Annotated in this window: 25 protein-coding genes; 3 read left to right on the forward strand and 22 right to left on the reverse strand. The window is 46.5% G+C overall.

All coding sequences use genetic code 11. From position 1 onward, the window contains the following. Positions 1-3 precede the first annotated feature (3 nt). From CHH91_RS14545 to CHH91_RS14615, 15 genes are all read right to left on the reverse strand, one after another. A complete protein-coding gene (locus CHH91_RS14545; RefSeq protein WP_095224174.1) occupies positions 4-963 on the reverse strand; it encodes a branched-chain amino acid ABC transporter permease in 960 nt (319 codons plus the stop codon). 63 nt (positions 964-1,026) lie between these two features. Further along, positions 1,027-2,199: a branched-chain amino acid ABC transporter substrate-binding protein gene (locus tag CHH91_RS14550; protein ID WP_095224175.1), complete on the reverse strand. Its 1,173-nt coding sequence runs from the start codon at positions 2,197-2,199 to the stop codon at positions 1,027-1,029. 228 nt (positions 2,200-2,427) lie between these two features. After that, the gene (locus tag CHH91_RS14555) at positions 2,428-3,396 is read right to left on the reverse strand and encodes a sugar phosphate isomerase/epimerase family protein (RefSeq protein ID WP_095224176.1); all 969 of its coding nucleotides are present in this window, start codon (positions 3,394-3,396) and stop codon (positions 2,428-2,430) included. Continuing rightward, positions 3,393-4,454, reverse strand: a complete 1,062-nt coding sequence (locus CHH91_RS14560) for a Gfo/Idh/MocA family protein (RefSeq protein WP_095224177.1) — start codon at positions 4,452-4,454, stop codon at positions 3,393-3,395. The genes CHH91_RS14555 and CHH91_RS14560 overlap by 4 nt, the downstream gene beginning before the upstream one ends. Before the next feature lie 24 nt (positions 4,455-4,478). Further along, positions 4,479-5,300 (reverse strand): carbohydrate ABC transporter permease, encoded by an 822-nt coding sequence (locus tag CHH91_RS14565; protein WP_095224178.1) that lies wholly within the window; start codon positions 5,298-5,300, stop codon positions 4,479-4,481. Between the two features lie 19 nt (positions 5,301-5,319). Next, the gene (locus tag CHH91_RS14570) at positions 5,320-6,648 is read right to left on the reverse strand and encodes a carbohydrate ABC transporter permease (protein WP_095224179.1); all 1,329 of its coding nucleotides are present in this window, start codon (positions 6,646-6,648) and stop codon (positions 5,320-5,322) included. Between the two features lie 13 nt (positions 6,649-6,661). Then, a complete protein-coding gene (locus tag CHH91_RS14575) occupies positions 6,662-7,936 on the reverse strand; it encodes an ABC transporter substrate-binding protein (protein ID WP_095224180.1) in 1,275 nt (424 codons plus the stop codon). Between the two features lie 217 nt (positions 7,937-8,153). Further along, positions 8,154-9,119, reverse strand: a complete 966-nt coding sequence (pfkA, locus tag CHH91_RS14580; RefSeq protein WP_095224181.1) for a 6-phosphofructokinase — start codon at positions 9,117-9,119, stop codon at positions 8,154-8,156. A 91-nt stretch (positions 9,120-9,210) separates the two neighbouring features. Continuing rightward, positions 9,211-10,221, reverse strand: a complete 1,011-nt coding sequence (locus CHH91_RS14585; protein WP_095224182.1) for a zinc-binding alcohol dehydrogenase family protein — start codon at positions 10,219-10,221, stop codon at positions 9,211-9,213. A 66-nt stretch (positions 10,222-10,287) separates the two neighbouring features. Continuing rightward, positions 10,288-11,016: a ThuA domain-containing protein gene (locus CHH91_RS14590; RefSeq protein WP_095224183.1), complete on the reverse strand. Its 729-nt coding sequence runs from the start codon at positions 11,014-11,016 to the stop codon at positions 10,288-10,290. Between the two features lie 158 nt (positions 11,017-11,174). Continuing rightward, a complete protein-coding gene (locus CHH91_RS14595) occupies positions 11,175-11,705 on the reverse strand; it encodes a chromate transporter (protein WP_095224184.1) in 531 nt (176 codons plus the stop codon). Further along, positions 11,702-12,256 (reverse strand): chromate transporter, encoded by a 555-nt coding sequence (locus tag CHH91_RS14600; protein ID WP_095224185.1) that lies wholly within the window; start codon positions 12,254-12,256, stop codon positions 11,702-11,704. The genes CHH91_RS14595 and CHH91_RS14600 overlap by 4 nt, the downstream gene beginning before the upstream one ends. 14 nt (positions 12,257-12,270) lie before the next feature. Further along, on the reverse strand, positions 12,271-13,881 hold the full coding sequence (gene ggt / locus CHH91_RS14605) for a gamma-glutamyltransferase (protein ID WP_095224186.1): 1,611 nt from the start codon (positions 13,879-13,881) through the stop codon (positions 12,271-12,273). Between the two features lie 40 nt (positions 13,882-13,921). Next, positions 13,922-14,677, reverse strand: coding sequence for a Cof-type HAD-IIB family hydrolase (locus CHH91_RS14610; protein WP_095224187.1), 756 nt, complete (start codon positions 14,675-14,677; stop codon positions 13,922-13,924). A 24-nt stretch (positions 14,678-14,701) separates the two neighbouring features. Next, positions 14,702-15,394 carry an HAD family hydrolase gene (locus CHH91_RS14615; RefSeq protein WP_176465803.1) on the reverse strand — a complete coding sequence of 231 codons (693 nt, stop codon included), beginning with the start codon at positions 15,392-15,394 and terminating at the stop codon, positions 14,702-14,704. A gap of 94 nt (positions 15,395-15,488) precedes the next feature. Here CHH91_RS14615 and CHH91_RS20635 point away from each other — a divergent pair, with 94 nt between their 5' ends. Beyond that, positions 15,489-15,746 (forward strand): alpha/beta fold hydrolase, encoded by a 258-nt coding sequence (locus CHH91_RS20635; protein WP_176465804.1) that lies wholly within the window; start codon positions 15,489-15,491, stop codon positions 15,744-15,746. Here the strand turns inward: CHH91_RS20635 and CHH91_RS14620 are convergent. The 7 genes from CHH91_RS14620 to CHH91_RS14650 all read right to left on the reverse strand — a co-directional run bounded on the left by CHH91_RS14620 (position 15,737) and on the right by CHH91_RS14650 (position 22,059). Continuing rightward, positions 15,737-16,210 carry a hypothetical protein gene (locus CHH91_RS14620; RefSeq protein ID WP_286160796.1) on the reverse strand — a complete coding sequence of 158 codons (474 nt, stop codon included), beginning with the start codon at positions 16,208-16,210 and terminating at the stop codon, positions 15,737-15,739. The genes CHH91_RS20635 and CHH91_RS14620 overlap by 10 nt on opposite strands. A 160-nt stretch (positions 16,211-16,370) precedes the next feature. Continuing rightward, positions 16,371-17,279 (reverse strand): hypothetical protein, encoded by a 909-nt coding sequence (locus tag CHH91_RS14625; protein WP_095224189.1) that lies wholly within the window; start codon positions 17,277-17,279, stop codon positions 16,371-16,373. A 63-nt stretch (positions 17,280-17,342) separates the two neighbouring features. Beyond that, positions 17,343-18,149, reverse strand: coding sequence for an alpha/beta fold hydrolase (locus tag CHH91_RS14630; RefSeq protein WP_095224190.1), 807 nt, complete (start codon positions 18,147-18,149; stop codon positions 17,343-17,345). 2 nt (positions 18,150-18,151) lie between these two features. Then, complete coding sequence (locus CHH91_RS14635; RefSeq protein ID WP_095224191.1) at positions 18,152-18,349, reverse strand: hypothetical protein; 198 nt, start codon at positions 18,347-18,349, stop codon at positions 18,152-18,154. Between the two features lie 100 nt (positions 18,350-18,449). Further along, positions 18,450-18,860 (reverse strand): hypothetical protein, encoded by a 411-nt coding sequence (locus CHH91_RS14640; RefSeq protein WP_095224192.1) that lies wholly within the window; start codon positions 18,858-18,860, stop codon positions 18,450-18,452. Positions 18,861-18,955: 95 nt separating this feature from the next. Continuing rightward, complete coding sequence (locus tag CHH91_RS14645) at positions 18,956-21,613, reverse strand: MMPL family transporter (protein ID WP_095224193.1); 2,658 nt, start codon at positions 21,611-21,613, stop codon at positions 18,956-18,958. Continuing rightward, a complete protein-coding gene (locus CHH91_RS14650) occupies positions 21,610-22,059 on the reverse strand; it encodes a MarR family winged helix-turn-helix transcriptional regulator (protein ID WP_095224194.1) in 450 nt (149 codons plus the stop codon). Before CHH91_RS14650 ends, CHH91_RS14645 begins: the two co-directional genes overlap by 4 nt. Positions 22,060-22,448: 389 nt before the next feature. On the opposite strand from CHH91_RS14650, the gene CHH91_RS14655 reads away from it, so the two are divergent. Both CHH91_RS14655 and CHH91_RS14660 read left to right on the forward strand, forming a co-directional pair. Next, positions 22,449-25,097 carry a beta-glucosidase gene (locus tag CHH91_RS14655; protein ID WP_286160797.1) on the forward strand — a complete coding sequence of 883 codons (2,649 nt, stop codon included), beginning with the start codon at positions 22,449-22,451 and terminating at the stop codon, positions 25,095-25,097. Positions 25,098-25,153: 56 nt separating this feature from the next. Continuing rightward, a complete protein-coding gene (locus tag CHH91_RS14660) occupies positions 25,154-26,590 on the forward strand; it encodes a glycoside hydrolase family 30 protein (RefSeq protein ID WP_095224195.1) in 1,437 nt (478 codons plus the stop codon). The last annotated feature ends 8 nt before the right edge of the window (positions 26,591-26,598 follow it).

Consider the following 26,598-nt stretch of genomic DNA (forward strand, 5'->3'; position numbering starts at 1 on the left):
CACCTACACTTTCTCGATTGCGGCTCTGCCGAACAAGCCTTCTGGCCGGAATATCAATACGAGGATAAGGATGGCGAAAGCAAACACATCTTTGTACTCGGAGCTAAGGACGCCCGCAGTTATTGCTGAAAGATTTGCAGCTGCGAACATTTCCAATAGTCCAAGCAGCATACCGCCAGCCATGGCACCGCGGATATTTCCGATTCCGCCCAAAACCGCCGCAGTGAAGGCCTTCAATCCAAGGATAAAGCCGATATACGGGTCGATCGTGCCATAATGAATGGCGAACAATACTCCCGTTGCACCGCCTAAAGCTGATCCGACAAAGAAGGTGACGCTGATAACTTTATTTACATTCACACTCATCAGGGAAGCGGTATCCTGATCCTGCGCTACAGCACGCATGGCCAGTCCCCACTTTGTCCGATTAACGAAAAACTCCAATGCGATCATCATCAAAATCGCAACGACGATGACGACGAGGAAAGAATAGCGAATGTTCAAGCCGCCAAGCGATAAACTGCCTGGGAATAGCGATGGTGTATTGACGATATAGTTATTCTGCTGTGTCTCTGTGATAAAGCGGACAATGTCCTGCAGCAGAAAGGAAACGCCGATTGCTGTAATCAATGTAATCAGTTTCGATGCTTTTCGGAGCGGGCGGTATGCAAGTCGTTCGATACCCATGCCGAGCATACCGGTTAGCCCTCCTGTAATTACTAAAACAAGAAGCAAAACGAATATCGCTGGCATGACAGCAACCCAGCCAAGACCAGTCAAGCCGATCAGTACGGCTGTTCCGATAAAAGCTCCTGCCATGAAGATTTCTCCGTGAGCAAAGTTGATAAGTTCCAAAATGCCGTAAACCATCGTATACCCGAGAGCTATGATCGCGTAGATAGCGCCAAGCGTCAGGCCATCAATCAGCACTTGCGGAAGTGTATCCCAAACCTGTGTCATCATCCCAACTCCTTTCTTTCTGTAATGAAAAAGGATATGGTTCCGTGACCATATCCTTTTCACTTCTTACTGTGAAATTTCGCCTTGGATTTTGGCTGGATAGCTTGCTTCATCGAATTTGTAAATGAATATTTTTGCGAATTCGTTATCGCCTTTATCGTCAAAGCTGACCTGAGTCATCTCCCCTTCATAATCATCGACTGCACGTACAGCAGCTGCGACTTTATCTTTGGCAGGAAGCTTGCCTCCGTTCTCCTCAGCTGCATCCAGTATGCCTTCCATCAGCACCTTGGCTGAATCATAGCCATAGATGGAGAAGGATTCCGGTTTGGCTCCATATTCTTCTTCATAGTTTTTAGCAAATTCAGTCGCACTTGAATCGCCGGCTACCGAAGTCAGATAAACATTGCTGACTGTGTCCCCAGCAATCTCGACAAGTGTGGAAGAATCCATTCCGTCACCACCCATAAAGGCTGCATCGATACCGTTATCACGTGCCTGCTTGATCAGCAATCCACCCTCTGAGTACAGGCCGCCAAAATAGACAAGATCCGGATCAGCCGCTGATACTTGATTCAGCACACCATTGAAATCTTTCTCTCCGACAGTGATTCCGGCCTCCCCGACGATTTCGGCACCCTCTTCTGCAGCTGCCTCAGCAAAAGCAGTTGCCAAGCCTTGCCCATAAGCTGTCTTATCATTGATGACAAAGATTTTCTTTGCACCGATTTCCTGGACTGCATATTCAGCACCAGCTGGTCCTTGGAAATCATCTCGCGCTACAATCCGGTTGACCGATTTCAATCCACGATCGGTTACATCCGTTGCTGTTGAAGCCGGCGATACAGAAGGGATATTATAACGTTCATACACTTCGCTTGAAGGTATGAAAACTCCAGAGTTCAAATGAGCCACGACACCGTACACATCTTGATCGGAACCGATGATCTGCGCGTTGGAAACCCCTTTCTGCGGATCACCTTGGTCATCGTATTCCACTAGTTCCAGACTGAAACCTGCTTCCTCGAAAGCAGCTTTTTCCTCTTCCACCGCCATAGCAGCTCCATTTTTGATCGCTTCTCCTAATGTCGCACTGCCGCCGGACATTGGTGCTTGAAGCGCAATCTTCACCGTCTCGCTGCTTCCTCCGCCCGATGCCGAATCCGTATTACCGCATGCCGCCAAAAAACCAAGTGCCAATGTACTTGTCATAGCTAAAGCTATTACTTGCTTCCTCATCTGTCTTCCCCCTTTGCTTCCTTCAGCGTTTGTAAGATTATGTACGTGCCGCCTCGAAGTTAGGTCTAATAATATACAGGCTGAAGAAGCAAGTCAAGATAGTTTTTAGAAAATTATTAATATTATGTATATTTGTTAGAAACCCTGACAAACCGCGGTTTTTAGGAGATGTTAGCGTATCTAACAAAAAAAAAGAGCACCTGCCAATATGGCAGGTGCTCTCAAATCTTACGACCACCACATCGTAGTGGCAGGTTCATTTATCACGACATTTTTCAAATTATCGACAGCTCGCTGGAAGCCTTCTTCAATCGACATCAACGAGTCTTCATGCTCAATGCTGATGACATAGTCATAGTCATATGTGCGCAGCGCACTGATCATCTTATTCCATTCCTCTTGACCGTGTCCGAGCCCGACTGTGCGGAAGTTCCATGCCCGCTGTTTGATATTGCTGTACGGCTGCATGTCAGTCAGGCCATACATGTTCACATTTTCAGGGTCGATATACGTATCTTTGGCATGGAAATGATGGATTGCGCCGGCTTTTCCGAGTATCTTAATGGCAGCGGTTGGGTCGATTCCCTGCCACCACATATGACTTGGATCAAAGTTTGCTCCGATAGCATCACTCGTCAGCTCTCGAAGCTTGAGCATTGTATACGGTGTGTGAACGAGGAAGCCGCCGTGCAATTCCAGCGCAATTTTGACTTGATGCTCCTCTGCAAATGAGCCAAGCTCCTTCCAGTAAGGAACAAGCTTCTGTTCCCATTGCCAGTTCAGCACATCGCCATATTCAGTCGGCCAAGCGGTGACCGGCCAATTCGGCTTCGTTGCACTCTCTTCAGAACCTGCCACGCCGGAAAAACAGTTTACAACCGGAACACCCATTTTTGCAGCAAGCTTGATCGTCTTGCGCAGAGTCCAATCTGATTCTTCGGCAAATGTCTTGTCTGGTGATATAGGGTTGCCATGGCAGCTGAAAGCTCCGATCGTAACGCCGTATTTCTCAAATGCTGCTTGGTATTGCTTCAACGCATCCTCACTCTGCAGCAGCTCATCAATCGGGCAATGCGCATTTCCCGGATAGCCGCCGGTGCCTATTTCCACTGTATCCAATCCTGCTTGTTTCACGCGCGCAAGCATATCCTCGAGTGAAAGCTCCTGGAACAGAACCGTAAAAACGCCTAGTTTCATGCTTGTTCCCCTTTCTCTACTGCCTCTGGTGCAAGCGAAATTATTTTTTTCGTGCCATTGGAATCCAAGGCTGCCAAGATGACAGCTAGCGCGGATCGGCCTTTTTCTGCCGTAATTGGGCATGTGGAATTGTTTTCGAGTACACAGCTGGCAAACGCGTCCACGACGCCAGAATTCGATTGCGTCTGGGAATCATTCGTTTGAATGGCTCCAAGTGAATGATTACTGCGATTTCCGTTATGATACTCGACAACCAAACTGTATTCAGGGCTTTCCTCGAGTCGGATGACCCCTTTCTCGCCATAAATAATCGTAGAATTGTCTTCTTCCGCTACATACGACCAGCTGGCCGTAAGTGTCCCGATGATTCCTGACTTTGTACGTAATACCGCAACTGCATTATCATCCACGTCTGCATAAGGCTTTGCCAACGTATCGACAAATGCCGCTACTTCGTGAATCGGTTCATCGAGAAGGAATTCAATCAAATGGGATTTATGCACGCCCAGATCACCAAGCGCTCCGATATAAGCTTTGTCTTTATCAAAGAACCAGCTGTTTTTTCCATCAATACTCCACTGTTCCGGGCCTCCGTGACCGAATGTCGTCCGGAAGCTGTAGATCTTGCCAAGCTCGCCGTTTTGAATCATCTCCCGCGCCTTTTGATGAGATGGGACAAAGCACTGATTATGTGCTATGAGCAGAAGCTTGCCGCTTGCCTTTTGTGCTGCGATCATGTCATCCGCTTCCTCCAATGTCGTTGCCATCGGCTTTTCACAAAGCACATGTTTCCCCGCTTGCAGAGCAGCGATCGATACCGGTGCGTGCAAATGGTTGGCAGCACAAACGATAACGGCATCGATTCGCGGATCCTCGATCAGCTCTTCATATTCGGTATATGCTGTTGCGTTATATTCTTTGGCGATTTCCTCCGACCGGCTCGGCACCACATCACAAACAGCAGTGATTTCAGTATTTGGGTTGTTTTCAAGCTCCGGCAAATGGCGATTACGTGCAATACTTCCTAGTCCGACTACTCCTACGCGTAAGGTTTTCATTATCCAGCAGTACCTCCAAGTTTATTATTCTTTGACAGATCCGCTTGTAAGACCAGCGACGATACGACGCTGGAACAAGAGTACGAGAACAACGATCGGGATCGTCACGATAACGGTTGCAGCAGTGATATCTCCCCACGGAACGGTGTATTGACTTTGATAGAAAGAGATACCGACTGGTATCGTGCGCCAGCGATCATCGGTGTTGATCGTCAAGGCAAATAGATATTCATTCCAGGCAGCAATAAAGACAAGAATGGCTGTCGTAAACACGCCTGGTGCTGCCAGCGGGAAGATGATTTTGCGGAATGTCTGGAACGGAGTAGCTCCATCCAGCTTCGCTGATTCTTCCAATGCAAGCGGAATTTTGATGAAAAATGTCGATAGAATCCAGATTGCCAGTGGCAAACTGATCGTAATGTACGGGATTACCAGACCAAGATAGCTGTTGCGCAAGCCTGCATCGGTGACAAAGTTGAAGATCGGTGATAGGACTGCGATTTGCGGAAACATGGATGCAGCAAGTACCAACCCTAGAATTAATCCTTTGAAGCGGATCGGCAGCCGTGTGACCGCATAGGCTGTGAATGATGCGACAATGATGGAGATGATCGTGGTGAGCGTTGCCACAACAAAGCTATTCAGCATGTACATAAGCAACGGCCTGGTTTCCAATGCCGATGCATAGTTATCCAATGTCATATTGCTTGAGAACCATTGGAAGGAGGAAAAAATTTCTCCCTGTGGTTTAATTGATGTCAGGAACACCCAAATAAACGGGAACATGACCAGGAATACAAAGATAATCAAAAAAATGTAGAAGCCGACGCCAGCACGTTTTACCATACTATTCTCCTCCTCCGTCCTATTGTTTTAGCCTTCCGCTGAACAAATCCGAGCCGATCAGCTTGATGAAAATCGTACTGAGCAATGCGACACTCAAGAATACAATTACACTCAAAGCAGAACCTGCACCGAAATTCTGCTGTTCAAACAGCAGTTTGTAAGCATAGACGCTGATGGATTCCGTCGAGTTGGCTGGACCTCCGCCAGTAAGGACGTAGATAAGGTCGAACACACGGAAAGCATCCAATGCGCGGAATAAGACTGCAACCAGGATTGCCGAACGGATCATCGGCAGAGTAATGGAGATGAACTGCTGGAATTTATTTGCCCCGTCCACTTCCGCTGCTTCATAGAGCGAGCGAGGAATGGTCTGCAAGCCAGCTAAAAGTAAAAGTGCCATATACGGTGTCGTTTTCCAAATGTCTGCAAACATGATTGAGAACATACCGCCCGCCCCAGTCGAAAGCAGTGCACCTGGGTCATCAATGAGACCGAACTGAGCCATATAATGAGCCATGATACCGGACTGGCCATCAAACAGGAAGGTCCACATCATTGCCGCTACCGCTGTCGGAATCGCCCATGGCACGAGTACAGCAGCGCGGACAAGCCCACGCCCAATGAACACACGGTTGATCAGTAAAGCCACAGCTAACCCAATGGCAAGTTCGACACCTACAGTAACGACGGTGAACAATAACGTGTTAAGCATCGCCGTCCATGTACGTCCATCACCAAGGTAAGTTGTATAATTCTTTAACCCGACAAAGTTCGGCTCAAGAATCGAACCTTGCGTATTCGAAAGCTGGGATTCCAGGTCCGTCAGCGGCTGGACAGCTTCCTGAGGAGCACCTTCCCGCAAAGCCTGGACAGCGGCTGTCTGCTCATCCAACATGTTGGCAAAGCCATCCGCCCACTCCTCGGGCACCTCTGTCAGCCGGAGCTCCTCATCGTTTACAGGCTGGAAATTTTCCAGCATAGTGTTGACTTCTTCATACCGGTCTGCAAGTCCTTCATCGGTATTCAATAATGTTTCATGCTGTTCATCCAATGCTGTTGTGATATCATCCAATACCCCGCCCGCATCCGGCATCGCTTCTCTGACATCTTCCATGGTGTCGTAAACGAGATATCGGTTATCGGCATAGGTCTCGAGATTGATGCTCAAGGATGAAATCCGCTCTGCTTTGGCTGGGTCATTCAAGCGGTAATCGAACAAGCTGTTCCATGCTGACAACATAATCGGCCAAATGATGATGACGGCAATAAGGATGATAGACGGTGCGACCATCGCGTAACCAAGCTGCCGTTCACTCAGCTGAAACCGTCTTTTTTTCGGTTGCTTCATACACTCAGCTCCTTTAATTGGTTACGGATTCCAACGCAGCTTGCATTTTCGTCTCCATACGCTCTACCGCTTCCTCAGCAGTAATATCTCCTGCCATCGCACGGGAAAGCTCGATTTGCATGATATCGGAGATTTCTGGATAAATTGGCGTAATCGGACGCGGTATCGCATTCTGAAGCGAATCGTAGAAATCCTCGCTTGCAAGGACGGCACTGACATCCGTGATCTCTTTATCGTCATACAAAGCTTCCAATGTCGGAGCTTTACCCCCTTCGAGTGCGCTGATCTTCTGCCCTTCTTCTCCGCTCATCCATTTCACGAAAGTCCAAGACGCTTCTACTTCATCGGAGTAGCGGTTGATCATCCGCATCCATCCTCCAAGTGATGACGCAGCTCCTTCACTTCCGGCCGGAAGCGTAGCAATGCCGACATTCCCTGCCACCTTTGATATCTCCGGATCATTCGCAGTATCATTCAAATATGGCCAGTTCCTTGCATAGACGGCATTTCCTTCATTGAAAGAAGACTCTGTGTCGATTTCCTGGAAGTTAAGTATATTGTTCGGAACAAAATCACTATTCGTTATGTCGATCATCTTCTGCAAGCCTTCAATTGCTTCAGGGCTGTTAATAACAACGTTTCCATTAGCATCCAATACCTGACCGCCGTAGGAGTAAATATACTCAATGGCATTGGTCACGATGCCCTCATACTGAGCTGCTTGCATAAGATAGCCGAATTCGGTACCTTCCTTCCCCATATTCTCTTGGGCTAATTGTTCCAGCTCATCCCAGGTTTTAGGCACTTGATCGGTTATGTCCGTCCGATAATAAAGCAATCCTGCATCTGCATAACCAGGCATAGCATACTGTCTGCCGTTATATCTGCCTGCCTCTACCGTAGCCGGGAAGTAAGCGTCCATATCCACCTGATCCCGTTCAATCAATCGGTCGAGCGGCAGCACATAGTTTGCCTGGCCGAACTCTGCAGACCAGACAATGTCTGCATCAAATACATCAATCTCCGGGCTTCTGCCGCTGAACATTGTCACATACTGGTTATGGGATTCCCCAGTATCAGATGGCATTTCCCTCACCACCACATCAATGTCCGGGTGCTCCTTTTCGAATGCTTCGACCAGTATATCCGTGGCACCAGTCGTGTCCGTCCCCCTCGCGTATGTAATCTGGACTCTGTCATCACTCGCACCATCTCCGCTCGTCACGGCCGAGCAGCCTGCCAGCCCAATGCCGGCAAGTAAGGCAACCATCAGAAAGCTTCGCTTCATCACAGCTCCTCCTCGCATTTTGGTAAACGCTTTCTTTAGTGCGGTTATCTCATTCCCTCCTTTTTGTAAGATTAAGCCTATCCCCCTAAATTTTGTCTTTTCTGCAGAAGTTATAAAAAGTTTATCATAATATTGCAAACGCTTTCAATAATATTGTATATACAAGTTTCGCCAAAGAAAAAACACGCCTGTCTCAGGCGTGTTCCGTTTGGCTTACTTATATCGTATGCAATAGCATATCAAGCAAATCATAATTTGCTTGTTTATCAGTTTTCTCATCGAGCATCGTACGCAAATCCTTCTCGATCAGCTGATTGGCTTTGATTCCGATTGCATAGCCAGACTGCCCTTCCATCAGCATATTCACCGCTTTGACACCCATTTTGTTTGCAAGAATCCTGTCAAATGCAGAAGGCTCACCGCCGCGCTGAATGAATCCAAGGACTGTTGTACGTACTTCGATATTCATCTGTTCTTCGATGAATTTCTGGAGTTCATCCAAATCATACATCCGTTCCGTGACAACAATGATATTATCATTCCTGCCCTTGGAAATTTTGTCTTGGAGCTTCTCACAAATCTGTTCGAAGCTAAGTTTATATTCAGGCGTGGAAATGATATCTCCTTCTCCTGCTACAGCAGTGAACAATGCCAGATCGCCGCAATGTCTGCCCATTACTTCCACGATGGTCGTCTTGTTATGCGATAGACCAGTATCCTTGATTCGTCCGATGGAGCTGAGCACTGTATTCAATGTTGTATCGAAACCGATAGAGTAGTCGGTGTAATCCAGATCATTGTCAATCGTTCCCGGAATGCCGATGACTCGGATGCCCAATTCATGCAGCTTTTGTGCACCTTGAAGTGAACCTTCCCCGCCGATGACGATTACATCAGCAATACCATAGTTGCGAAGCACTTCCACTGCCTGCTTTCTGCCAGACTCATCCATGAAAGCAAGCGAGCGTGACGTTTTCAGGATCGTTCCGCCTTTATTGGCGATCGTCTCTACATCAGGTGTGCGGATGATAGATAATTTGTCTTCAATCAGACCTTGGTAACCGCCTTCCACACCATAAACTTCAATATCATGATAGTTTGCCGCCTTGACGATTGCCCTTATAGCGGCATTCATACCCGGTGAATCTCCACCGCTAGTTATAACAGCCACTTTATGTAACATCGGTTCACCTCTCCACCATATATGTCTTAGTAGTATTATACAACAAGTTTGGCAGGAAACAGAACAAAGACAGGCATGAAGCCTGCCTCTGTCATACAGAAATGACGAGTTTTCCGATCATACTGCCATCTTCCAATCGTTTATGCGCTTCCTGCAGATTTTCGACGGTAAGGCCATCGAGCTCTTGTGCCTTCGTTGTACGTATGCGTTCGTCCTCGATCAGTTCTGCCACTTTGGACAATATTTCTCCTTGTTTATATCTGCTAGGTGTTTGATGGAGCGTGCGTGTGAACATATACTCCCAGACAAGTGTCAGGCTCTTGGACGTAAGATCCGTCAGTTTGATATCCTCAACCGGGCCTGTGATGGCACAGATGATACCTTCTGGTTTCACGACTTCGATAATATCATCCCATGCCTTGTCCAGCTGATGCATACAAAAAACATAGTCGACACTATCTATTCCCAACTTTTCCAGCTGCGGATGGAAGCGTTCATGATGATTGATCACCCGTTCGGTACCATGCTGCTTGGCCCATGTAATCGTCTCTTCCCGTGAAGCAGTTCCGACTACATTCAATCCATATAATTGTGCGAACTGTGAAGCAATCGACCCAACACCGCCGGCTGCATTGACCAGCAAGATCGTTTTGTCTTTATTCGCTTCCACGTCCAGCGGGATATGCATCTTCTCAAACATAGCTTCCCACGCTGTCAGTGCTGTCAATGGCAAAGCCGCTGCTTCTGCAAAGCTAAGATTTGCCGGTTTTTTGGCAATGACTTTATGGTCGACAAGCTGGTACTCACTATTGGATCCTTGACGGGCAACAGATCCAGCATAATAGACTTCATCTCCAGGCTGGAACCCCTCTACATCCTCTCCGACTTCCTCGATGATTCCTGCTGCATCGAAGCCAAGAATGCGGAATGTACCATCGTCCTCTTTCAGCTTGCGCTGTTTTGTATCAACTGGATTGACGCTGACAGCCTTCACTTGGACAAGCACATCCCCACCTGATGCAGTGGGCTTATCCACCTGTTCTTCAATAAAGCTGTCAGACTGATCCACGGATTTGTTTTTGTATATTCCGATTGCACGCATCTATTTCTCCTCCTCTATTTTGTATCTGTTTTATGTAAAAGCCGTCGACTTAAGACGGCTTTATACTCACTTCTTCGCTAGGCGCAGTATCGGCTCCAAGGCTTCTGACTTTCCATAGTGCGGGACGACAGCTGATGGTGCTGCTGCCCACTCGCAAGCATTTCGGATAACAGTCTGCACATTTTTATCATGGTAAGTCGGGTACGTTTCATGACCGGGTCGGAAATAGAAGATTTTCCCTTTTCCTCGATTATACGTGCAGCCGCTGCGGAAAACTTCGCCGCCTTCAAACCAGCTGATGAACAGCGTATGGTCTGGTTCTGGTATATCGAAATGCTCGCCGTACATTTCTTCTTCCGGAAGCTCGAAATACTCCCCAAGTCCCCTCGTGATCGGGTGACTTGGCTGAACCACCCAAATGCGTTCCTTCTCGCCATCCTGTCTCCATTTCAGGTCACATGTTGTGCCCATCAGGTTACGGAATATTTTGGAGAAGTGGCCGGAATGAAGGACAATCAGTCCCATACCTGCCAGAACACGCTGCTTCACTCGCTCGATAGCATCGTCATTTACTTCATCATGCGCCTTATGAGCCCACCAGATAAGGACATCCGTTTTTTCCAGCGTCGCTTGGTCCAATCCTTGCTCCGAATCATCAAGTGTCCTGGTTTGTACAGCAAAGCCTGCTTCCTCCAGGAATTCGGCAATTGCTCCATGAATGCCTCGGGGATAGATGCTTCTCACCTGGTCGTTTTCCTTCTCATGACGGTATTCGTTCCAAATGGTAACGCGCATAAGATGCTCCTTCTTGTTTTTTTATCCTATTCCCTTGTTAAGTAGCTACCCGGTTCCCTACTAGATTATGCAGTGAATTTTATTTTACTAATTACATTAGCCCTTTTCCTTCCATCTCCTGCCCAGAGAAAAAGATCCTGCAAAAAATCTGCAGGATCTCATCCGAGAAGCAGGGCACCATACACCAAAGCGCCAAGGATCACAAAGGCAGGATGCACCTTCCATCTCTCCATGAGCAAATAGCTTAACACAACCAAAATGATTGTATGTATCCAGCCTGCACTTTCATAGGATGTGCGGAAAAAGCTGATTGCCATCCCTGCCAGCAGCACAGCGATTGTCGGCCGGATATATGCTGTCATTCGCTTAACACGGGGAGAATCCTTGAACTTCGCTAAAATACTTAACAATCCAATCATTAAGATGAGCGAAGGCGCTACTGTAGCGAATAAGCCAATTGCCGCACCCAGGACCCCGGCTTGCTGGAAGCCGATCACCCCTGCCAGCTTCGTGGCAATCGGACCGGGAAGTGCGTTGGCCAGTGCCAGCATCTGGCTGTAATCAGCTGTTGTCATCCAGCCATATCTGTCCACTACTTCATTTTCGATGAGGGGAATGGTAGCTGGACCGCCGCCATATCCGACGATTCCAGGAATGAAGAAGGCAAGGAATATTTGCCAATAAATCATGCTTTATCCTCCTCCTTCCTTTTCTCCGGTTTGACAAGTGCAAACAGGAGAAGCGCCAGGATAAGGAAAGCTGGATGGATATGAAGCAGTTCAATCAGCACGACGGATGCAGCTAACAACGCAACGATCTGCCAGCTCTTCAACCCATTACGGGATTTTTTCAGAAAATCCAATGTCATCACTGCCAGCATGACCCCAACTACAGGGATAACGGCTGTTGTCATTCCGCTGAGCCAAGGCTGGTCGCTCAATGCATCGACAAAATAAAATAAAGCGATGAGCAGCACGACTGTCGGAATGACGGTTGCGATTAATGCGCTGATCATACCGATCCAGCCGCCCACTCGATAGCCGATGTAGCCTGCAAGCTTCGTTGCTATCGGACCAGGCAAACTGTTGCCAAGTGCCAGAGTGTTACCGAATTCCTCATCGTCCATCCACTTATACTGTTTGACGACTTCCTTTTCCACAAGCGGGATCGATGCAGGTCCCCCGCCGTAACCAAGGATGCCGACACGGAAAAATGCCATAAATAATTGCCAGTAGATCATGTTGTTCAACCTCTCTAATACGAAGCGATACTGCCATCAGCTCTCGCTTCTGTTCCTCCATATAATGTTCCGTTCTCCGGGTCGCGCCAAATGACTTGTCCGCGTCCGAATGTGGATCTATCCGCTTTGACCTCGATATCATGCCCTTTTCGTATCAGTGCCTCTGCAATATGCTTCGGGAAATCGGCTTCCACGTGGAATGTTCTGCCTTTGATCCACTGCCAGCGTGGAGCATCCAGAGCTGTTTGTGGGTTGAGCCCGAAATCAAGCATATTCATGACCACCTGGGCATGCCCCTGCGGCTGCATGAATCCACCCATTACACCAAACGGACCGATCGCTTGATCGTCTTTTGTCAAAAAGCCTGGGATGATTGTGTGGAAAGTCTTCTTCCCGCCTTGCAAACTATTGGCGTGCTCAGGATCGAGACTGAAATTATGTCCGCGGTTTTGCAGCGCTATACCTGTACCTGGTACAACAAGTCCGGAACCGAAGCCATGGTAGTTGCTTTGAATGAAGGAAACCATATTTCCATCGCTGTCTGCCGTTGCCAAATACACTGTTCCGCCTGCTTTCGGTTCGCCCGCCTCTGGTTCTTGTGCTGTCTCTCCGATTTCGGCCCGTCTTTTGGCCGCATAAGCATCTGACAGCAATTCCTCCACAGTGACAGGCATATGCTGCTCTTCCGTTATGTATGCATGACCATCAGCGAATGCGAGCTTCATCGCTTCCATTTGCTTATGATACGTATCAATCGATTCTTTTTCCTGGAAAGAGAATCCTTTCAAAATATTTAAAGCAGAAAGAGCAACCAGCCCTTGGCCGTTCGGTGGAATTTCCCACACATCGTAACCACGGTAATTCACCGAAATTGGTTCAACCCATTCCGGCTCGTAAGCTGCCAAATCCTCTTTCGTCAGGAAGCCGCCATTATCAGCAGAAAATTCCGTCATTTTAGCAGCTAGCTCTCCTTCATAAAAAGCAGCAGCATCTGTACGTGCTATTTGGCGCAGTGTTTCAGCATGATCAGGAGATCGCCATATGTCACCTATTTTCGGATACTCTCCATTTGGAGCGAATGTATCAAACCAGCCAGTGTACATAGCTTCTGTACATGATGTGCTGAACTTTTGGTATGCGCGTTCCCATAGCTTCGCAACTGTCGGCGTTACCGCAAATCCGTTTTCAGCATAGTAGATTGCTGGCTGCAGCACTTCGATCAAAGGGAGCTTCCCGAAGCGCTTGCTGAGGGCAGCCCACCCGCCTGGTGCGCCTGGTACAGTTACTGGGAGGAAGCCATGCAATGGCATTTCTTCGTATCCAAGTTCTCTCACTTTTTCGATACTAATGGATTGGGGTGCTGGACCGCTGGCATTAAGACCATACAGCTTGTCCTTGATCCAAACGAGTGCAAAAGCATCACCGCCTATTCCATTTGAAGTCGGCTCCACAACTGTCAGCATGGCTGCTGTTGCAATCGCGGCATCGACTGCATTGCCGCCCTTTTTCAGCATATCCAGTCCTGCTTGTGCAGCAAGCGGCTGCGATGTGGCTACCATTCCCTGTCTTGCAATAGTCGTCATTCGCTGAGAATGATATGGGTAATACAAATGATCTGTCTTCATTCAGAATCCCCCCTTATGTAAGAAGCCCGGGATACCGGGCTTATGACCATCCTAGCAGATGATGGATCGCTTTTGCTACCCCATCAGCTTCATTTGTATCAGTCTGATAGTTTGCGACTTCCTTGACTGCATCCTGGGCATTGCCCATCGCCACGCCGCAACCAACAGCTTCGATCATCTTAATGTCATTGAGGCTGTCGCCCATGGCAATTACCTGCTCCATTTTGATACCTAGCCTGTCGCATACCTTTTGCACTGCTTCTGCTTTGTTTATTCCCACTGCATTGACCTCGATATTTGTCGGACTGGAGTTGGAAAGCTCCAGTTCATTTTTATCCGAAAGTGCTTTGACAATCGCTTCCCGCTTTTCATCATCGAATGTATCAAAGCCGAATTTCAGCCAATCGTATTCTTCCATATTGGCAGGGAAATTACCGCGGAATACATGCTCTGTGCTGACTGCCCAATAATGCGTGTCATACTCATCAGCCAGGCGTTTCATTTTTTTGATCAGATCATCCTCGATCAACACACGCTCGAGCAGCTCGCCATCAGCAGTCCAGATTTCACTGCCGTTTACTGTCACCAGAAAGGATTGCAGCCCAAGATCATCCGCATAAGGCTTACATGTCCGAATGCCTCGGCCTGTGCTCAAGATGACATGGACGCCTTCCTCCTGTGCTCGTTGTATCGCCTGTCTATTCGCATCCGATACCTCTTCGCTCGGGTTGAGCATTGTACCATCCATATCCAGTGCGATCAGTTTGTAATCCTTTTGTATTACGTTCTCAGCCATCCAATCTCCCCTTTATGTAAATGCTTAGTCCATGTCCATTATAGTATAGTCCCCATTAATTTTCCTTTCAGACCGATTCCAGTTAGCAAGCAGAGCTGGGAGCACACGCCAATCTGAAAAACTAGGCACACCTTCCAGCTTCCCGCCAAAGAAAACCGGCTGCAAGCCTGCATTTTTGCTGCCTGCAATATCCACTTCTGCATGATCACCAACAAAAACAGCTTCTGATGCTGCTGCCTCAACCTCGAGCAGCGCCATCTCAAAGATTGCCGGATCCGGCTTTCGCAAGCCGACCGCTTCGGAAATGATCAAGCTTTGGCAATGCCAGTACAGGCCAAGCTGTTCGATCACCTGCTGCTGAAGCAGAGCTGGTCCGTTCGTGACGACACCCAATGTATAAGACATACTCAATTCCTGCAAAGTCTCAAGCGCATCCGGAAATGCGACTGCGAACTGCGCTACCCTATCAAAGTAATCAGCTGTCAATACAGGCTCCATGTTTGGATTCAAGGAAAAGCGGCTTAACAGCTCTTTATACACAATCGGTTTCTCCACATAACCGTTTTCATCCAATTTCAGAAAAGCTGCTGTAAAATCTGATTCACTGACACCATGCAGCTCAGATTGAAAACGCTGGAATTGATCTGTTAAAAACCGCCGTAATGTAGTATGCCTGTCATGAATTGTCCCATCCAAGTCAAAAAGTATTGCTTTCATCCTGTCTCTCCGTTTCTCTTTTTTCTCCATCATACGCCTTTCGAGAAAGATTGTCAGTACTGCGCTATGCTTACAATAAGAGATGAGAAAGATCATGGCTGTTATTAAAATGCTTGAAGAAAATATGCAGTTTTCCATTCCTGAAAATTTCCCTAATATTAAAACCGACATTCTTGTAACAGTAGGTGAAAAGGAGAAAAAAATCATGAAAAGATCTGCAGCTAAACTAACAAATGAAAATCCCTATTGCACCAGCCTTCTAATCGCCGACATCGGACATGGTTTTCCAGTGGAGCAGCCTCTGTTATTCAACCATCTGCTGCGTCAAAAACTGGCAGATTATCAACTTTGATTTCGATAATCCCATAGAATACGCCATTCTCCCTTTTCCTTTGTCACGTAGACATACTGCACAAAGGAAAATCGCCCGTACTTTCCTTGATAATTCTGTTGGACTGTATAGGAATAGACATCCTTATAGGTATGGCCTTTCGGTTCTGCCCGCAATTTCTTCTGCTTTTCCCCCTTTTCTATTTCAAACGAAAAAGTATCTGCACCAAAATGACTCATAAATACATGGGAACGATCCGTTACATAATCCTTAAGCGGAAAACGTGCCTGCAAATCCTTATGCAGCAAACCCCATGAGGCAGAAAATTCGCCCTTCTGTTCCAATGTATAAAAGTCTTCCACAGTCTTTTTCGCCTGATTGGGCGAAGCGTTTTTCAGTAAAAGAGCAAACAGACAAAGCAGCAGCATAATAAGCAGGCATATGGCTATCAGTTGCTTTCGTTTGATTCTCCGGTAATGATGCATAAACCAAGCCCCCTTCAGGACTAGCTTATTCACGATCGGCAGAAGGTAGTATGAAAGAATGATGGCGATAAAAGCGTTTACTCAGCAAAGAATCCAAACCTGCACAAAATTGTTAAGGAAAGATTTTGCGTGAGTTTGGATTCTAAATATATGCCCGGGATTATTGCTTTTGCATCTTACCGAAGGATTCATTCGTAGCATAAAAGCCACTGCCTTTACCGGTATACACCGACAAATCCTCTTCCTCCTCTTCTGTCGTTTCCCCTCTTAAACTGAGGAAGTAAAGGAAACTCACATCCATCTCCTTGTCCTCTGCTTTGCCTTCTGGCTCCGGCTGATGCTGACGAAGTTCCTCCACATCCGCCTCCATCCCCCATTTAATATGGTTATATAAGTTTTCGAATGTCCTTTCTGCATCAGGCGTTATATTTTCCGCCATATACTCTTGTTTTACTTGCTCGAGGGTATGCGTCCGGATATAATCGATAAACTCCTTCCCATCACCATATTGGAAGAATTCTCCCCAGATGGTTGGCGTCTGCTCCCCCAATTGGAACAGCAGTAAATATTTGATCTCGAAACGTTCTCTTTCTTCAGCGTGCCGCTCACCTCGTTCAGAAGCATCTTCGGTAATTTCCCCTTCAAAGAAATCCATACAAAACTGTTTGTATTCGTCTTCAAACTGGCGCATTACTTCCCATAAACGATGGATTTCCTTACCAAATAATTCTTTGCTGCGAAAAATGGATGCAAGCATAAAGAACCGGAATAATCCCCGGAAATGCATATTGATTTTTTTCTGGCTCCAATCGTAATGTTCTTTCCGAAAGGCATCGTTAACTTTTTCTAAATAGTCAAAATCCAATGCTCGTTTCATCCTGTTGAAATGCTCTTTATCCACTATTTCTGTCGGGCGCACTTTTAATGTGTCATACTGCAGCTTCAGCTGCTCCCGGTGGCGATCTGAATTCTGCATGGGACGTTTACGTGCCCCCGTATTGTAGAAAATAGCTATTCCAACAAGAATAATCACAACTGCCAGCCCTATAACCGTAACCAATCCATCCATTAGCTTCTCCTCCTGCCCATGACAAATAGAGCTGACTCATTCGTCAGCTCTATTATGGTTCCTTTAGCTTTGCAATACACGCAGCAGCTCTTGATTGAATTTTTCTTTCTCATCGAACATCAAGCCATGACCACTGTTTTCAAAAGGAATAATTGTTGAATTAACAATTCCGCCTATTGTTTCATTAGCAAAATCGAATGGACAGATTTTATCCCTTTGGCCATGGAAGATATATGTCGGAGTGCTGATATGAACAAGCTCATCGCGCAGATCTTCATCACGAAGCGCCTCCATTGCTTGAATCGTACCATGACTGCTAGCTTCCAGACCAAGGTGGAAGAACCATTCCAGGAATGGATCAGAATGTTCCTGTGCGAAGAACATATCACTGAAGTCCTCCAGCGTTTTCGGGCGATCTGCTTGCAGCTGCGCAATCATGTCATCCGCTTCTTCTTTCTTCATGCCAAACGGATAAGCATCGCGCTGTGTGAACACTGGTAATGCAGCCGACAATAGCAGCAATTTGTCCACTTTGGCAAGACCGTATTTATTCATATAACGGACAGCAATCGGACCTCCCATCGAAAAGCCGGCCAAAACAAAGCGATCCAGTCCAAGATGCTCAATTACTGCGTGCACCGCTTCAGCTTGTGCATCATACGTATAGGTGTTCCATGGTTTGTCTGATTTGCCGAATCCAAGCAAATCTATACCAATAAACCGATAACCGTGCTTCGGCAGCTCATTCATTTGATACTCGAACATCTTGTGATTTACCGGCCAACCATGAAGAAAGACAACTGGGATGCCTGCGCCAATATCTTCTGCGAAAATGTTATATCCTGATTCTGTTTTGATGACATGTCCCATTGTTATCTCCCCTTGCGGTTATAGTCTCGTTCTCTTGGTTCTTTCTTTTCTCTTGTTCTCAATTCACGGAATAAGAAAAATGCCCCAACTACACCTGAAAGAATAGTGAGCAGAAGAAATAGCGTATTGGTTGTAAATGCAAAGATTAGTAGGAAGACAAGCGCCAGGATGAAAAATCCAAAATAGCCTGCTATCTTCATACATCTCACTCCTTCCAACTTATGTTTTATGTTCTTGCTTTTATATACCCATTAGCTGCCAGTTTTAAGCAAAAGAAAAAAGCATGCCTCCCGTGCATGCTTAATGTGTGTGCAAAACAGTGCCTTCCGGTCCTATCAAGCTGATCTCCAATTCAATTTCCCGGTTGATATCATCCTCTAAGTCATGAGCCTCCACGACCTCCGCAGCTTCTCCCTTCACATCTTCCCAAACAGAATGCATTCCGTGATCAACTTCCTCTCCCTCGTTCTGGATGCGCAAGGTGATAATGCCTTCCGGCTGAAAACCAACTCCAAGCACTTCGTACGTATCATAAACAGCCAGCTCCTCAACTGCTGTATCGTTCACTTCCTCCAATGCATGACGAATCATCTCTTCGTGGACATCATTATAGGGGACAGGGTGGGTGGATCGGTCAGTGAAGAAAAAGAGCAGGCCAGCTATCACCATTGTCCCCGCCAGAGCGAGACGCAATCCAAGGCTTCGTTTCATCAGCATACCTCCATTCCTTGCTACTATATGCAGCAGGCTATGGAAACTTGTCCATAGAAAAAGGAGTACGCCTCCAAGCGCACTCCTTTCATTAATTATTTATCTTCTTCTCTGCGTCTCCGTTTGAACGGCCACCAGTTCAGCTCACCAAGTGTCGTAGCTACTGCCGGGATAAGCAGCGGCAGTATCACAAGTCCATACAATAACAGACCGATGATTATGACTGTCGCAACTTCCAGAAGCGTCAAGACACCAGATGGCATCATGGCAGCGAATGTACCCGCCAGGATTATAGCTGCGGTAATGATAACTCCACCCATTTTCTTCATCGAGTGAATCATGCCTGCCTGCAAATCACCACGCGCTTCTTCTGTGAAGCGGTCGAGCAGGAAGATCGAGTAATCCACTCCAAGCGATATCAAGATAACGAAGCTGAAGAATGGGACAGCCCAACTCACACCCGCATAATCCAAACCGTTGACAAAGATCAATTCAGTAATAGAGATAGCTGTATAATAGGTTAGCAGCAAGGATCCAATCATGTAAGCCGGAATGACCATAGAACGGAACAGTATAGTCAGGATGATGAATAATCCGATCATCATGATGACCATTGTCCGTGAAAGGTCGGAGGTAGATAGACCCTCCAGGTCGGCGTTGGTGCTTGTCACTCCTCCATAAACGATCTCTGCATTTTCATAAGGTGTGTCCTTCACTTCTGCATCGACACGGTCCTTGATTGTTTGCAATGTTTGAATCGCTTCCTCGGAATATGGATCTGCATCCAATACAACATCAAGTGTTACACCTTCTCCATCACGGAAGGCATACGTATCGATACTTTCCTGGAAGTCACCCTCCAAGGCATCCTCCGGAATATACATACCAGTCTCGCGGACTGTCTCGCTGTCGCTGATATCACGCAATGTATCAGATGCAGTTGTCAGTCCATCTGATACTTGTGTCAGCCCTTCGTTTGCAGAGCCGACGCCATCTGCAAGCTGCTGCAGCGTTTCAGTCAATGTACCAACCTGCTCCTGCTGACCTTGCAGCTGCGTATCAGCTTGTTCCAGACCTGATTGTATCTGTGCGAGCTGCTCGCTGATACCTGCGAGCTGAGCAGATGCTTGCTGGATATTGCCTGTTTGCTGTAATTGGCCAGTTACTTGCTGCAATGCAGTATTGATTTGGCCAAGACCTTCTGTTGCATCAGATAGGCCGCCACCGCTGGATGAACCAGCACCGCCTGCCTGCCCAGAAATTTGGTTCAGTCCATCCTGTACCTGCGTCAGGCCATCCTGCACTTCTCCGATTCCATCAACAGCATCATTGATGCCATCCGCAATTTGACCAGTTTGGGAATCTACATACAAATCATCGATCTTCTCACCCGTTGGCTGTGTTGCTGTGCGGACCTTTTCCACACCATCAATCTTGCTGATTGCATCACTCAAATTATCAAGGTATGGCAGCGTGTTTGCTGTTGTCAGGTTTTCATCATCATTGATGACAACCTGTATCGGCATAGCTTCTCCTTTTCCGATAGCGTCTCCGATAGCATTAAGCCCTTTGATGGAACTATAATCACTGCTGATTTCTTCCGTTGAGTTAAAGGAAACTTGTTCATCATACGTGAGCACGAACGGCACTGTGATTGCTGCTGTGATTGCCAGGAACAGCACCGGTCTTGCAACAGAGTGGCGTCCAAGGAAATGCCATAGTTTGTTGTCTCCGTGAGAGGCAGCTTTTTTGGAAGGCCAAAATAATTTCTCACCAAGCGTTACCATGAACAGCGGCAGTACTGTCACAAGGACGATCAATAAAACCGCGACCCCTACAGCAACTCCCACTGCAGATTGGAAGATAGCAAACTTCGCAAAGAAGATAGATGCAAATCCTACAAACACTGCAATAGCACTGATGAATAGTGTACGTCCAGCTGTCCGATATGCCGTAATGGTAGCTTCGACTTTATCATGCCCATTAGCAAGCTCCTCCCGGAAACGGCTGAGCAGCAGAATGCAATAGTCAGTACCGATACCGAATAAAATCGCAACCAGGAACGTCTGGGTGAACGTTGAAATCGGGAAGTCCAACGTGTCCACTAAAATAGCCAGAATTCCCTGGCTGATCAAGTATGTAATACCTACTGTGATCAATGGAACGAATGGAGTCACGATCGAACGGAACACGATCAAGAGCAAAGCTACGATAATGAAAACTGTAATCAGCTCTGTCTTCTTCAAACCTTCTTCAGATGTATTGGCAAAATCTTGGTTGATCAGTGATGCACCCGTTACATATGCCGTAGCATCTTCAGGTACCGCCTCATAAATCTCATCTGCTATCCTTTCCACTTCTTCATCCGATCCTTCGACCGTTACCGGCATCATGACCGTCTTTTTGTCTTCGGATGTCATTTGATCCTGTATCTCTTGATTATCTGTCAGCGGTGTAGTAATCTCCCTGACACCGTCGATTTGTTCGACTTTGTCGATGACTCCCTGAATCATGTCCTCGCTATCTTGATCCAAGGCCTCGTCAAGCTCGAACACGACACTTATGGAATTACTATTTTCCCCGGCATCTTCTAATATATCGCTAGCGCGTATGGAAACCGCATCTTCCGGAAGCTGTGTCTGCCCTTTATCTGATGCCAGCTGGGTCAGATTCGGCGAAAAAATCGTCAATCCAACCGCGAGCAGGATAACTGCAATCGCGATGACCCATTTGAAACGAATGATTGTCCTCAATTTTCCTTCTCCCCTTTTTTAAGCTGTTCTTTTACATCTGTAAAAATCCGGATGAATGCTTCTACATCTTCATCCTTAATATGCTCGAAAAGCCCGCAGAACCTATCATAGATGGCTTCCTCCGCTTGTTTCAGGATCTCTTCCCCATTCTCTGTAATTTGCACAAGCTTCGTCCGCTTATCCCCTTCTGAATCGACCCATTCTACCCAGCCCTTCTCATGCAGTTTTTTCAGACGATTGGAAATCGCACTCTTATGTACTTGCTGCACGATAGCCAAGTGACCAGGCGAAGAAGCTCCATACAAGCTCAAGATTTTTATCAAACCAACCTGCTGTGGCGATACCTCCTTGAACACGTCATATGCAGAGCCTTTCTTATGGAACAATTCGGTTGCCATGAATGACACCTCATTGAAGAGATCAATTGCTTCTTTCAATTTATCCAAAATGGTTTACCCCCTATACCAATTCAGTTTATACCCTAAACTATATGTAGTCAAACCTTAATGTCTGCTAATGAAATAAAAATATTATCTAAAATGACGATATAAATGGGTACATATAGGCAGACAGTGTATCAACGCCAGAATTACCCAAAATGTAGGCTTAGGAACCCGAAAGAATATATTCCCATTACGGCACGATTACAAATGCCCGTTTTTAGCACTGTACTTTTCCTAGTTATACCCTTTTGTTAGGGTATTAGGCTGGAAAACCCCTGCATAAGAAACAAACAGTTTCGTCTATTCCCTTCCCTCTGCTGTTTCCGTAGCATTAGAAAAGGAACAACAGACGCCGCCACGTCTGACAGTTTTAAAAGAGGAGTGGAATACTATTGGCTAAGCTTACACGCTTTCCGGTGATCGGATTTATTACCGTTTTACTTATTGGACTTATCGCATCTCCATTCCAAGCTTTTGCAGAAGAAACAGATAAGCCTTGGATGAATGTGGATCTGTCTGCGAAAAAGAGGACAAACCTGCTGCTTGATGCTATGTCCCTTGAGGACAAGGTTAATCTCATCACAGGAAATTTAAACAACTATTATGGATACTACAATGAAGGAATGGAGAAATACGGAATTCCTGAATTGAAAATGGCAGATGGCCCTGCTGGGGTCAGAATTGCTAACCCTGACATACAGAACAAACAGTCAACTGCAATGCCAGCTCCAATTGCCCTTGCAGCTTCATGGGATACAGATGCAGCAGCTGCATACGGAGATGTGCTCGGTAACGAAGCTTTCAATACGACACATAATGTGCTGCTCGGACCTGGCCTTGATATTGCGCGGAACGCATTCGGTTCCCGTAACTTCGAATCTTTAGGAGAAGATCCAGTGCTGCAATCCCGCATGGCTGCTTCTTACATAAATGGAGTTCAAGAAAATCACGTCATGACGACAGCAAAGCACTATCTGCTGAATAACCAAGAAACATTGCGTTTCACGAATGATTCACAGGCAAGCGAACGTGCAATCAATGAAATTTACGCTCGCCCATTCCAAGCAGCGATTGAAGATGCTGATCTTAGCAGTATCATGTGTTCCTTTAATAAGGTGAATACAGAATACGCTTGTGATAGCAAAACATTATTAACTGATTTGCTTCGCGATCAGCTAGACTTTGAAGGTTTTGTTATGAGTGATTATGGTGCCAACATCAGTACGGCGAACTCTATCAATTCCGGTCTTGATCTGGAAACTCCAGGAGAACCAGATGGTAAATGGGGCGATAATCTGCTCCAAGCTGTGAAAGACGGTCAAGTGAGCGAAGAAACAATCAATCAAAGCACCTACCGCCTGCTTTACCAAATGTTCGATAAAGGTTTGATTGATAATCCGACACAGAATAAGCAGATCGATACAGCAGCCCACGGACAAACAGCACGCGAAATAGCTGCCGAAAGCATGGTATTGCTGAAAAACAAAAAAGATGTTCTGCCAATCAAGGACAACACAGATTCCATTGCTGTAATCGGACCTGATGCTGATAATGCATCAGCAGCTGGCGGCGGCAGCTCGCTCGTGAATCCGACGTATACTGTAAGTCCGCTGGAAGGCATCAAAAACCAAGCTGGGGAAAATACCAAAGTCAGCTATACAGCTGGAACCGATCCAATCAGTGCTGGCGATGTTATGCCTGGACCTGACGCTGTCCCTTCTTCCCTGCTGCACACTGCAAAAGATGCATCTGAGAATGGATTAAAAGCGGAATACTGGACGAATAAGAACTTTGAAGGAAACCCGTCACACGAACGTACAGACAGACAAGTTAACATGAACCTTGGATTCTATAACTATGAAGGCTTTAACTCTCAGTCACCAAAACTGGACAAGCTGCCGACAGACTTGAACGGCATGATGTCCGCTCGCTGGACGGGTGTCATTGAAGCTCCTAAGGATGGAACATATAACCTATCCACTACCAGCTTTGGAACAAGTAAACTTTATTTGGATGGCGAGCTGATTGTAGAGAATGAAGGAAAAGAGCTTGGTACCAAATCCGTCGAAGTAGAATTGAAAAAAGGCGAGCAGCATGATATTAGAATCGAATATCAAACAGATTATGAAACTGGAGATGGCCGTGATTATGGCGGTCAGGTAAGATTCGGCTGGGAACCTGCAAAAGGTGCTGTCGATGAACAGATCAAAGAAGCTGTAAAAGCTGCCAAGAAAGCAGATAAAGCTGTCATTGTAACACGCACATATGATAGCGAAGGCTACACAGAGCGTTCCGACATGGAGCTGCCAAACAACCAGCAGCAGCTGATTGAAGAAGTTTCAAAAGTTAATAAAAACACGATTGTCGTGAATGAGAGCGGAATCGCAATTGAAATGGGAGACTGGCAGGACAATGTCAAAGGTATCGTTCAGGCTTGGTATCCTGGTCAAGAACAAGGTAATGCCATTGCGGATGTCCTATTCGGGGATGTCAACCCATCTGGTAAGCTGCCAGTTACATTCCCTGTCGATGAAGACAAGACACCAACAAGCAACGAAGACCAATTCCCTGGTACGAATGGCGTAAACAACTACTCAGAAGGTGTATTCGTCGGTTATCGCGGCTATGACAAACAAAACCTGGAAGTAGCTTATCCATTCGGATACGGTCTTTCTTATACTGACTTCAAGTATAGCAATCTGCATACGAAAGTGAAACAGAAGCAAGATGATACTAGCATTGAAGTGAAGCTTAACCTTGCCAACACTGGAGATACAAAAGGTGCTGAAGTTGTCCAAGTGTACGCAGGCGAATTACCGACAACAGACGTTGAAACACCTGCTAAGCAGTTAGCCGGCTTCGAGAAAGTCGAGCTTAAACCTGGCAAACAGAAGTCCGTCAAGATTGAGCTCGATCCGAAAGCATTCTCATATTATGATGAAACGAAAAATGAATGGGTTATGCCTTCTGGCGAAGTGCCTGTCTATGTGGGCAGCTCTTCCGAGGATATTAGATTAGAAGGTACTGTAACCTTGCCATAACAAAATGAAAACATCCTGCAGAAACTCTGCAGGATGTTTTTGTAAGGAGGAATAAGATGAAAAGACTCACATCCCTTCTCTTACTCATGCTTTGCTTTTTCCTGCTGAGTGACAGGTTTAAAGAACCTCCTCCCCTAGCTGACAGCTGGCTGACAACCGGAGATGAGCAGCATCTTCTCGAGAACCAGCCTGCCAAACTATTTCAGGATGACAAGCAGGATCTTCCGACCATTTTTGTCGATAAGCATAAAACATATCAGCAAATGGATGGTTTCGGAGCGGCAATGACTGGATCAAGCGCCTATCTGCTGGAACATAAATTGACTGCTAAACAACGCGATGCGCTATTCCAGGATTTGTTCAGCGAATCCGGTATTCATTTATCATACCTTCGACACACAATTGGAGCTTCAGATTATAGCGTGGATGATAGAGGAAACCCATCTTCCTATACGTATGCAGATCAGCAAGGTACACTTGAAGATCCGCTGCAGCATTTCTCCACTGCACCAGATCGTACCGTCATGAACATGCTGAAACTAGCAAAGATAAGCAACCCCGAACTGCAATTGATGGGTACGCCATGGACTGCACCACCATGGCTGAAATATGGAGAGCACACATATAATGGCTCCTATCTGAATTATGCAGATCAACGAACTTATGAGATTTACGCGGATTATTTTATAAAGTATTTGCTGGATTACAAGGAGGAAGGATTGGATATTGATTTGCTATCTGTGCAAAACGAGCCGCAGTTTGAAACAGCAGCTTATCCGAGCATGGCAATGGGTGCAGCGGAGCAGCAATACTTTATCCAGAACTTTTTAGGACCAGCAATCCTGGACGCTGGTTTAAGAACAGCTATTGTCGCGTATGACCATAACTGGGAAAACAGCAAAGATTACGCAGAGACAGTGCTCAATGGAGCTTCAGAGTATACAGCAGGAACTGCTTATCATTGCTACGCAGGCAATCCAGAGAATACTGCAGAAATACAGGAGCTTCATCCCGAGAAAGGCATCTACTTCACTGAGTGCAGCGGAGGAGCATGGGGTGAGGATTTCGGAGATAACTTGAGTTGGCTGATGGATCAAGTTATCATCGGCACAACCCGGAATTGGTCCAAAACGGTGTTTTTATGGAACTTGGCTCTGGATGAGACAGGCGGACCGACAAATGGCGGCTGCACGGATTGCCGGGGCGTCGTCACAGTTGACAGCCAATCAGGTAATAGTAAGAAGAACGTTGAATATTATGCACTTGGTCATATAAGCAAGTTCGTCCAGCCTGGGGCAGTTCGTATCTCGAGTACAGAGCTGCCGCATCTTTCAACTGCCGCTTTCTGGGATCAAAAAGAAGATAAAATCATCCTGCTTGCAGCAAATACGAGCAATACGACACAAACCTTCCAACTCGAAGAGGAGAACAAGCATCTTCCATATACAATCGCACCACAATCAGCCATCACCTTCGTTTGGGAAGGACGATGAGAATGTTC

This window comes from Virgibacillus sp. 7505 (genome assembly GCF_002272135.1).
Lineage (GTDB): Bacteria > Bacillota > Bacilli > Bacillales > Amphibacillaceae > Terribacillus.

What these genes read in the sequence shown, in the direction of transcription:
- CHH91_RS14545 (WP_095224174.1), bottom strand. Translation starts at nt 963, where the DNA reads ATGATGACACAGGTTTGGGATACACTTCCGCAAGTGCTGATTGATGGC.
- CHH91_RS14550 (WP_095224175.1), bottom strand. Translation starts at nt 2,199, where the DNA reads ATGAGGAAGCAAGTAATAGCTTTAGCTATGACAAGTACATTGGCACTT.
- CHH91_RS14555 (WP_095224176.1), bottom strand. Translation starts at nt 3,396, where the DNA reads ATGAAACTAGGCGTTTTTACGGTTCTGTTCCAGGAGCTTTCACTCGAG.
- CHH91_RS14560 (WP_095224177.1), bottom strand. Translation starts at nt 4,454, where the DNA reads ATGAAAACCTTACGCGTAGGAGTAGTCGGACTAGGAAGTATTGCACGT.
- CHH91_RS14565 (WP_095224178.1), bottom strand. Translation starts at nt 5,300, where the DNA reads ATGGTAAAACGTGCTGGCGTCGGCTTCTACATTTTTTTGATTATCTTT.
- CHH91_RS14570 (WP_095224179.1), bottom strand. Translation starts at nt 6,648, where the DNA reads ATGAAGCAACCGAAAAAAAGACGGTTTCAGCTGAGTGAACGGCAGCTT.
- CHH91_RS14575 (WP_095224180.1), bottom strand. Translation starts at nt 7,936, where the DNA reads ATGAAGCGAAGCTTTCTGATGGTTGCCTTACTTGCCGGCATTGGGCTG.
- pfkA (WP_095224181.1), bottom strand. Translation starts at nt 9,119, where the DNA reads ATGTTACATAAAGTGGCTGTTATAACTAGCGGTGGAGATTCACCGGGT.
- CHH91_RS14585 (WP_095224182.1), bottom strand. Translation starts at nt 10,221, where the DNA reads ATGCGTGCAATCGGAATATACAAAAACAAATCCGTGGATCAGTCTGAC.
- CHH91_RS14590 (WP_095224183.1), bottom strand. Translation starts at nt 11,016, where the DNA reads ATGCGCGTTACCATTTGGAACGAATACCGTCATGAGAAGGAAAACGAC.
- CHH91_RS14595 (WP_095224184.1), bottom strand. Translation starts at nt 11,705, where the DNA reads ATGATTTATTGGCAAATATTCCTTGCCTTCTTCATTCCTGGAATCGTC.
- CHH91_RS14600 (WP_095224185.1), bottom strand. Translation starts at nt 12,256, where the DNA reads ATGATCTACTGGCAATTATTTATGGCATTTTTCCGTGTCGGCATCCTT.
- ggt (WP_095224186.1), bottom strand. Translation starts at nt 13,881, where the DNA reads ATGAAGACAGATCATTTGTATTACCCATATCATTCTCAGCGAATGACG.
- CHH91_RS14610 (WP_095224187.1), bottom strand. Translation starts at nt 14,677, where the DNA reads ATGGCTGAGAACGTAATACAAAAGGATTACAAACTGATCGCACTGGAT.
- CHH91_RS14615 (WP_176465803.1), bottom strand. Translation starts at nt 15,394, where the DNA reads ATGAAAGCAATACTTTTTGACTTGGATGGGACAATTCATGACAGGCAT.
- CHH91_RS20635 (WP_176465804.1), top strand. Translation starts at nt 15,489, where the DNA reads ATGGCTGTTATTAAAATGCTTGAAGAAAATATGCAGTTTTCCATTCCT.
- CHH91_RS14620 (WP_286160796.1), bottom strand. Translation starts at nt 16,210, where the DNA reads ATGCATCATTACCGGAGAATCAAACGAAAGCAACTGATAGCCATATGC.
- CHH91_RS14625 (WP_095224189.1), bottom strand. Translation starts at nt 17,279, where the DNA reads ATGGATGGATTGGTTACGGTTATAGGGCTGGCAGTTGTGATTATTCTT.
- CHH91_RS14630 (WP_095224190.1), bottom strand. Translation starts at nt 18,149, where the DNA reads ATGGGACATGTCATCAAAACAGAATCAGGATATAACATTTTCGCAGAA.
- CHH91_RS14635 (WP_095224191.1), bottom strand. Translation starts at nt 18,349, where the DNA reads ATGAAGATAGCAGGCTATTTTGGATTTTTCATCCTGGCGCTTGTCTTC.
- CHH91_RS14640 (WP_095224192.1), bottom strand. Translation starts at nt 18,860, where the DNA reads ATGAAACGAAGCCTTGGATTGCGTCTCGCTCTGGCGGGGACAATGGTG.
- CHH91_RS14660 (WP_095224195.1), top strand. Translation starts at nt 25,154, where the DNA reads ATGAAAAGACTCACATCCCTTCTCTTACTCATGCTTTGCTTTTTCCTG.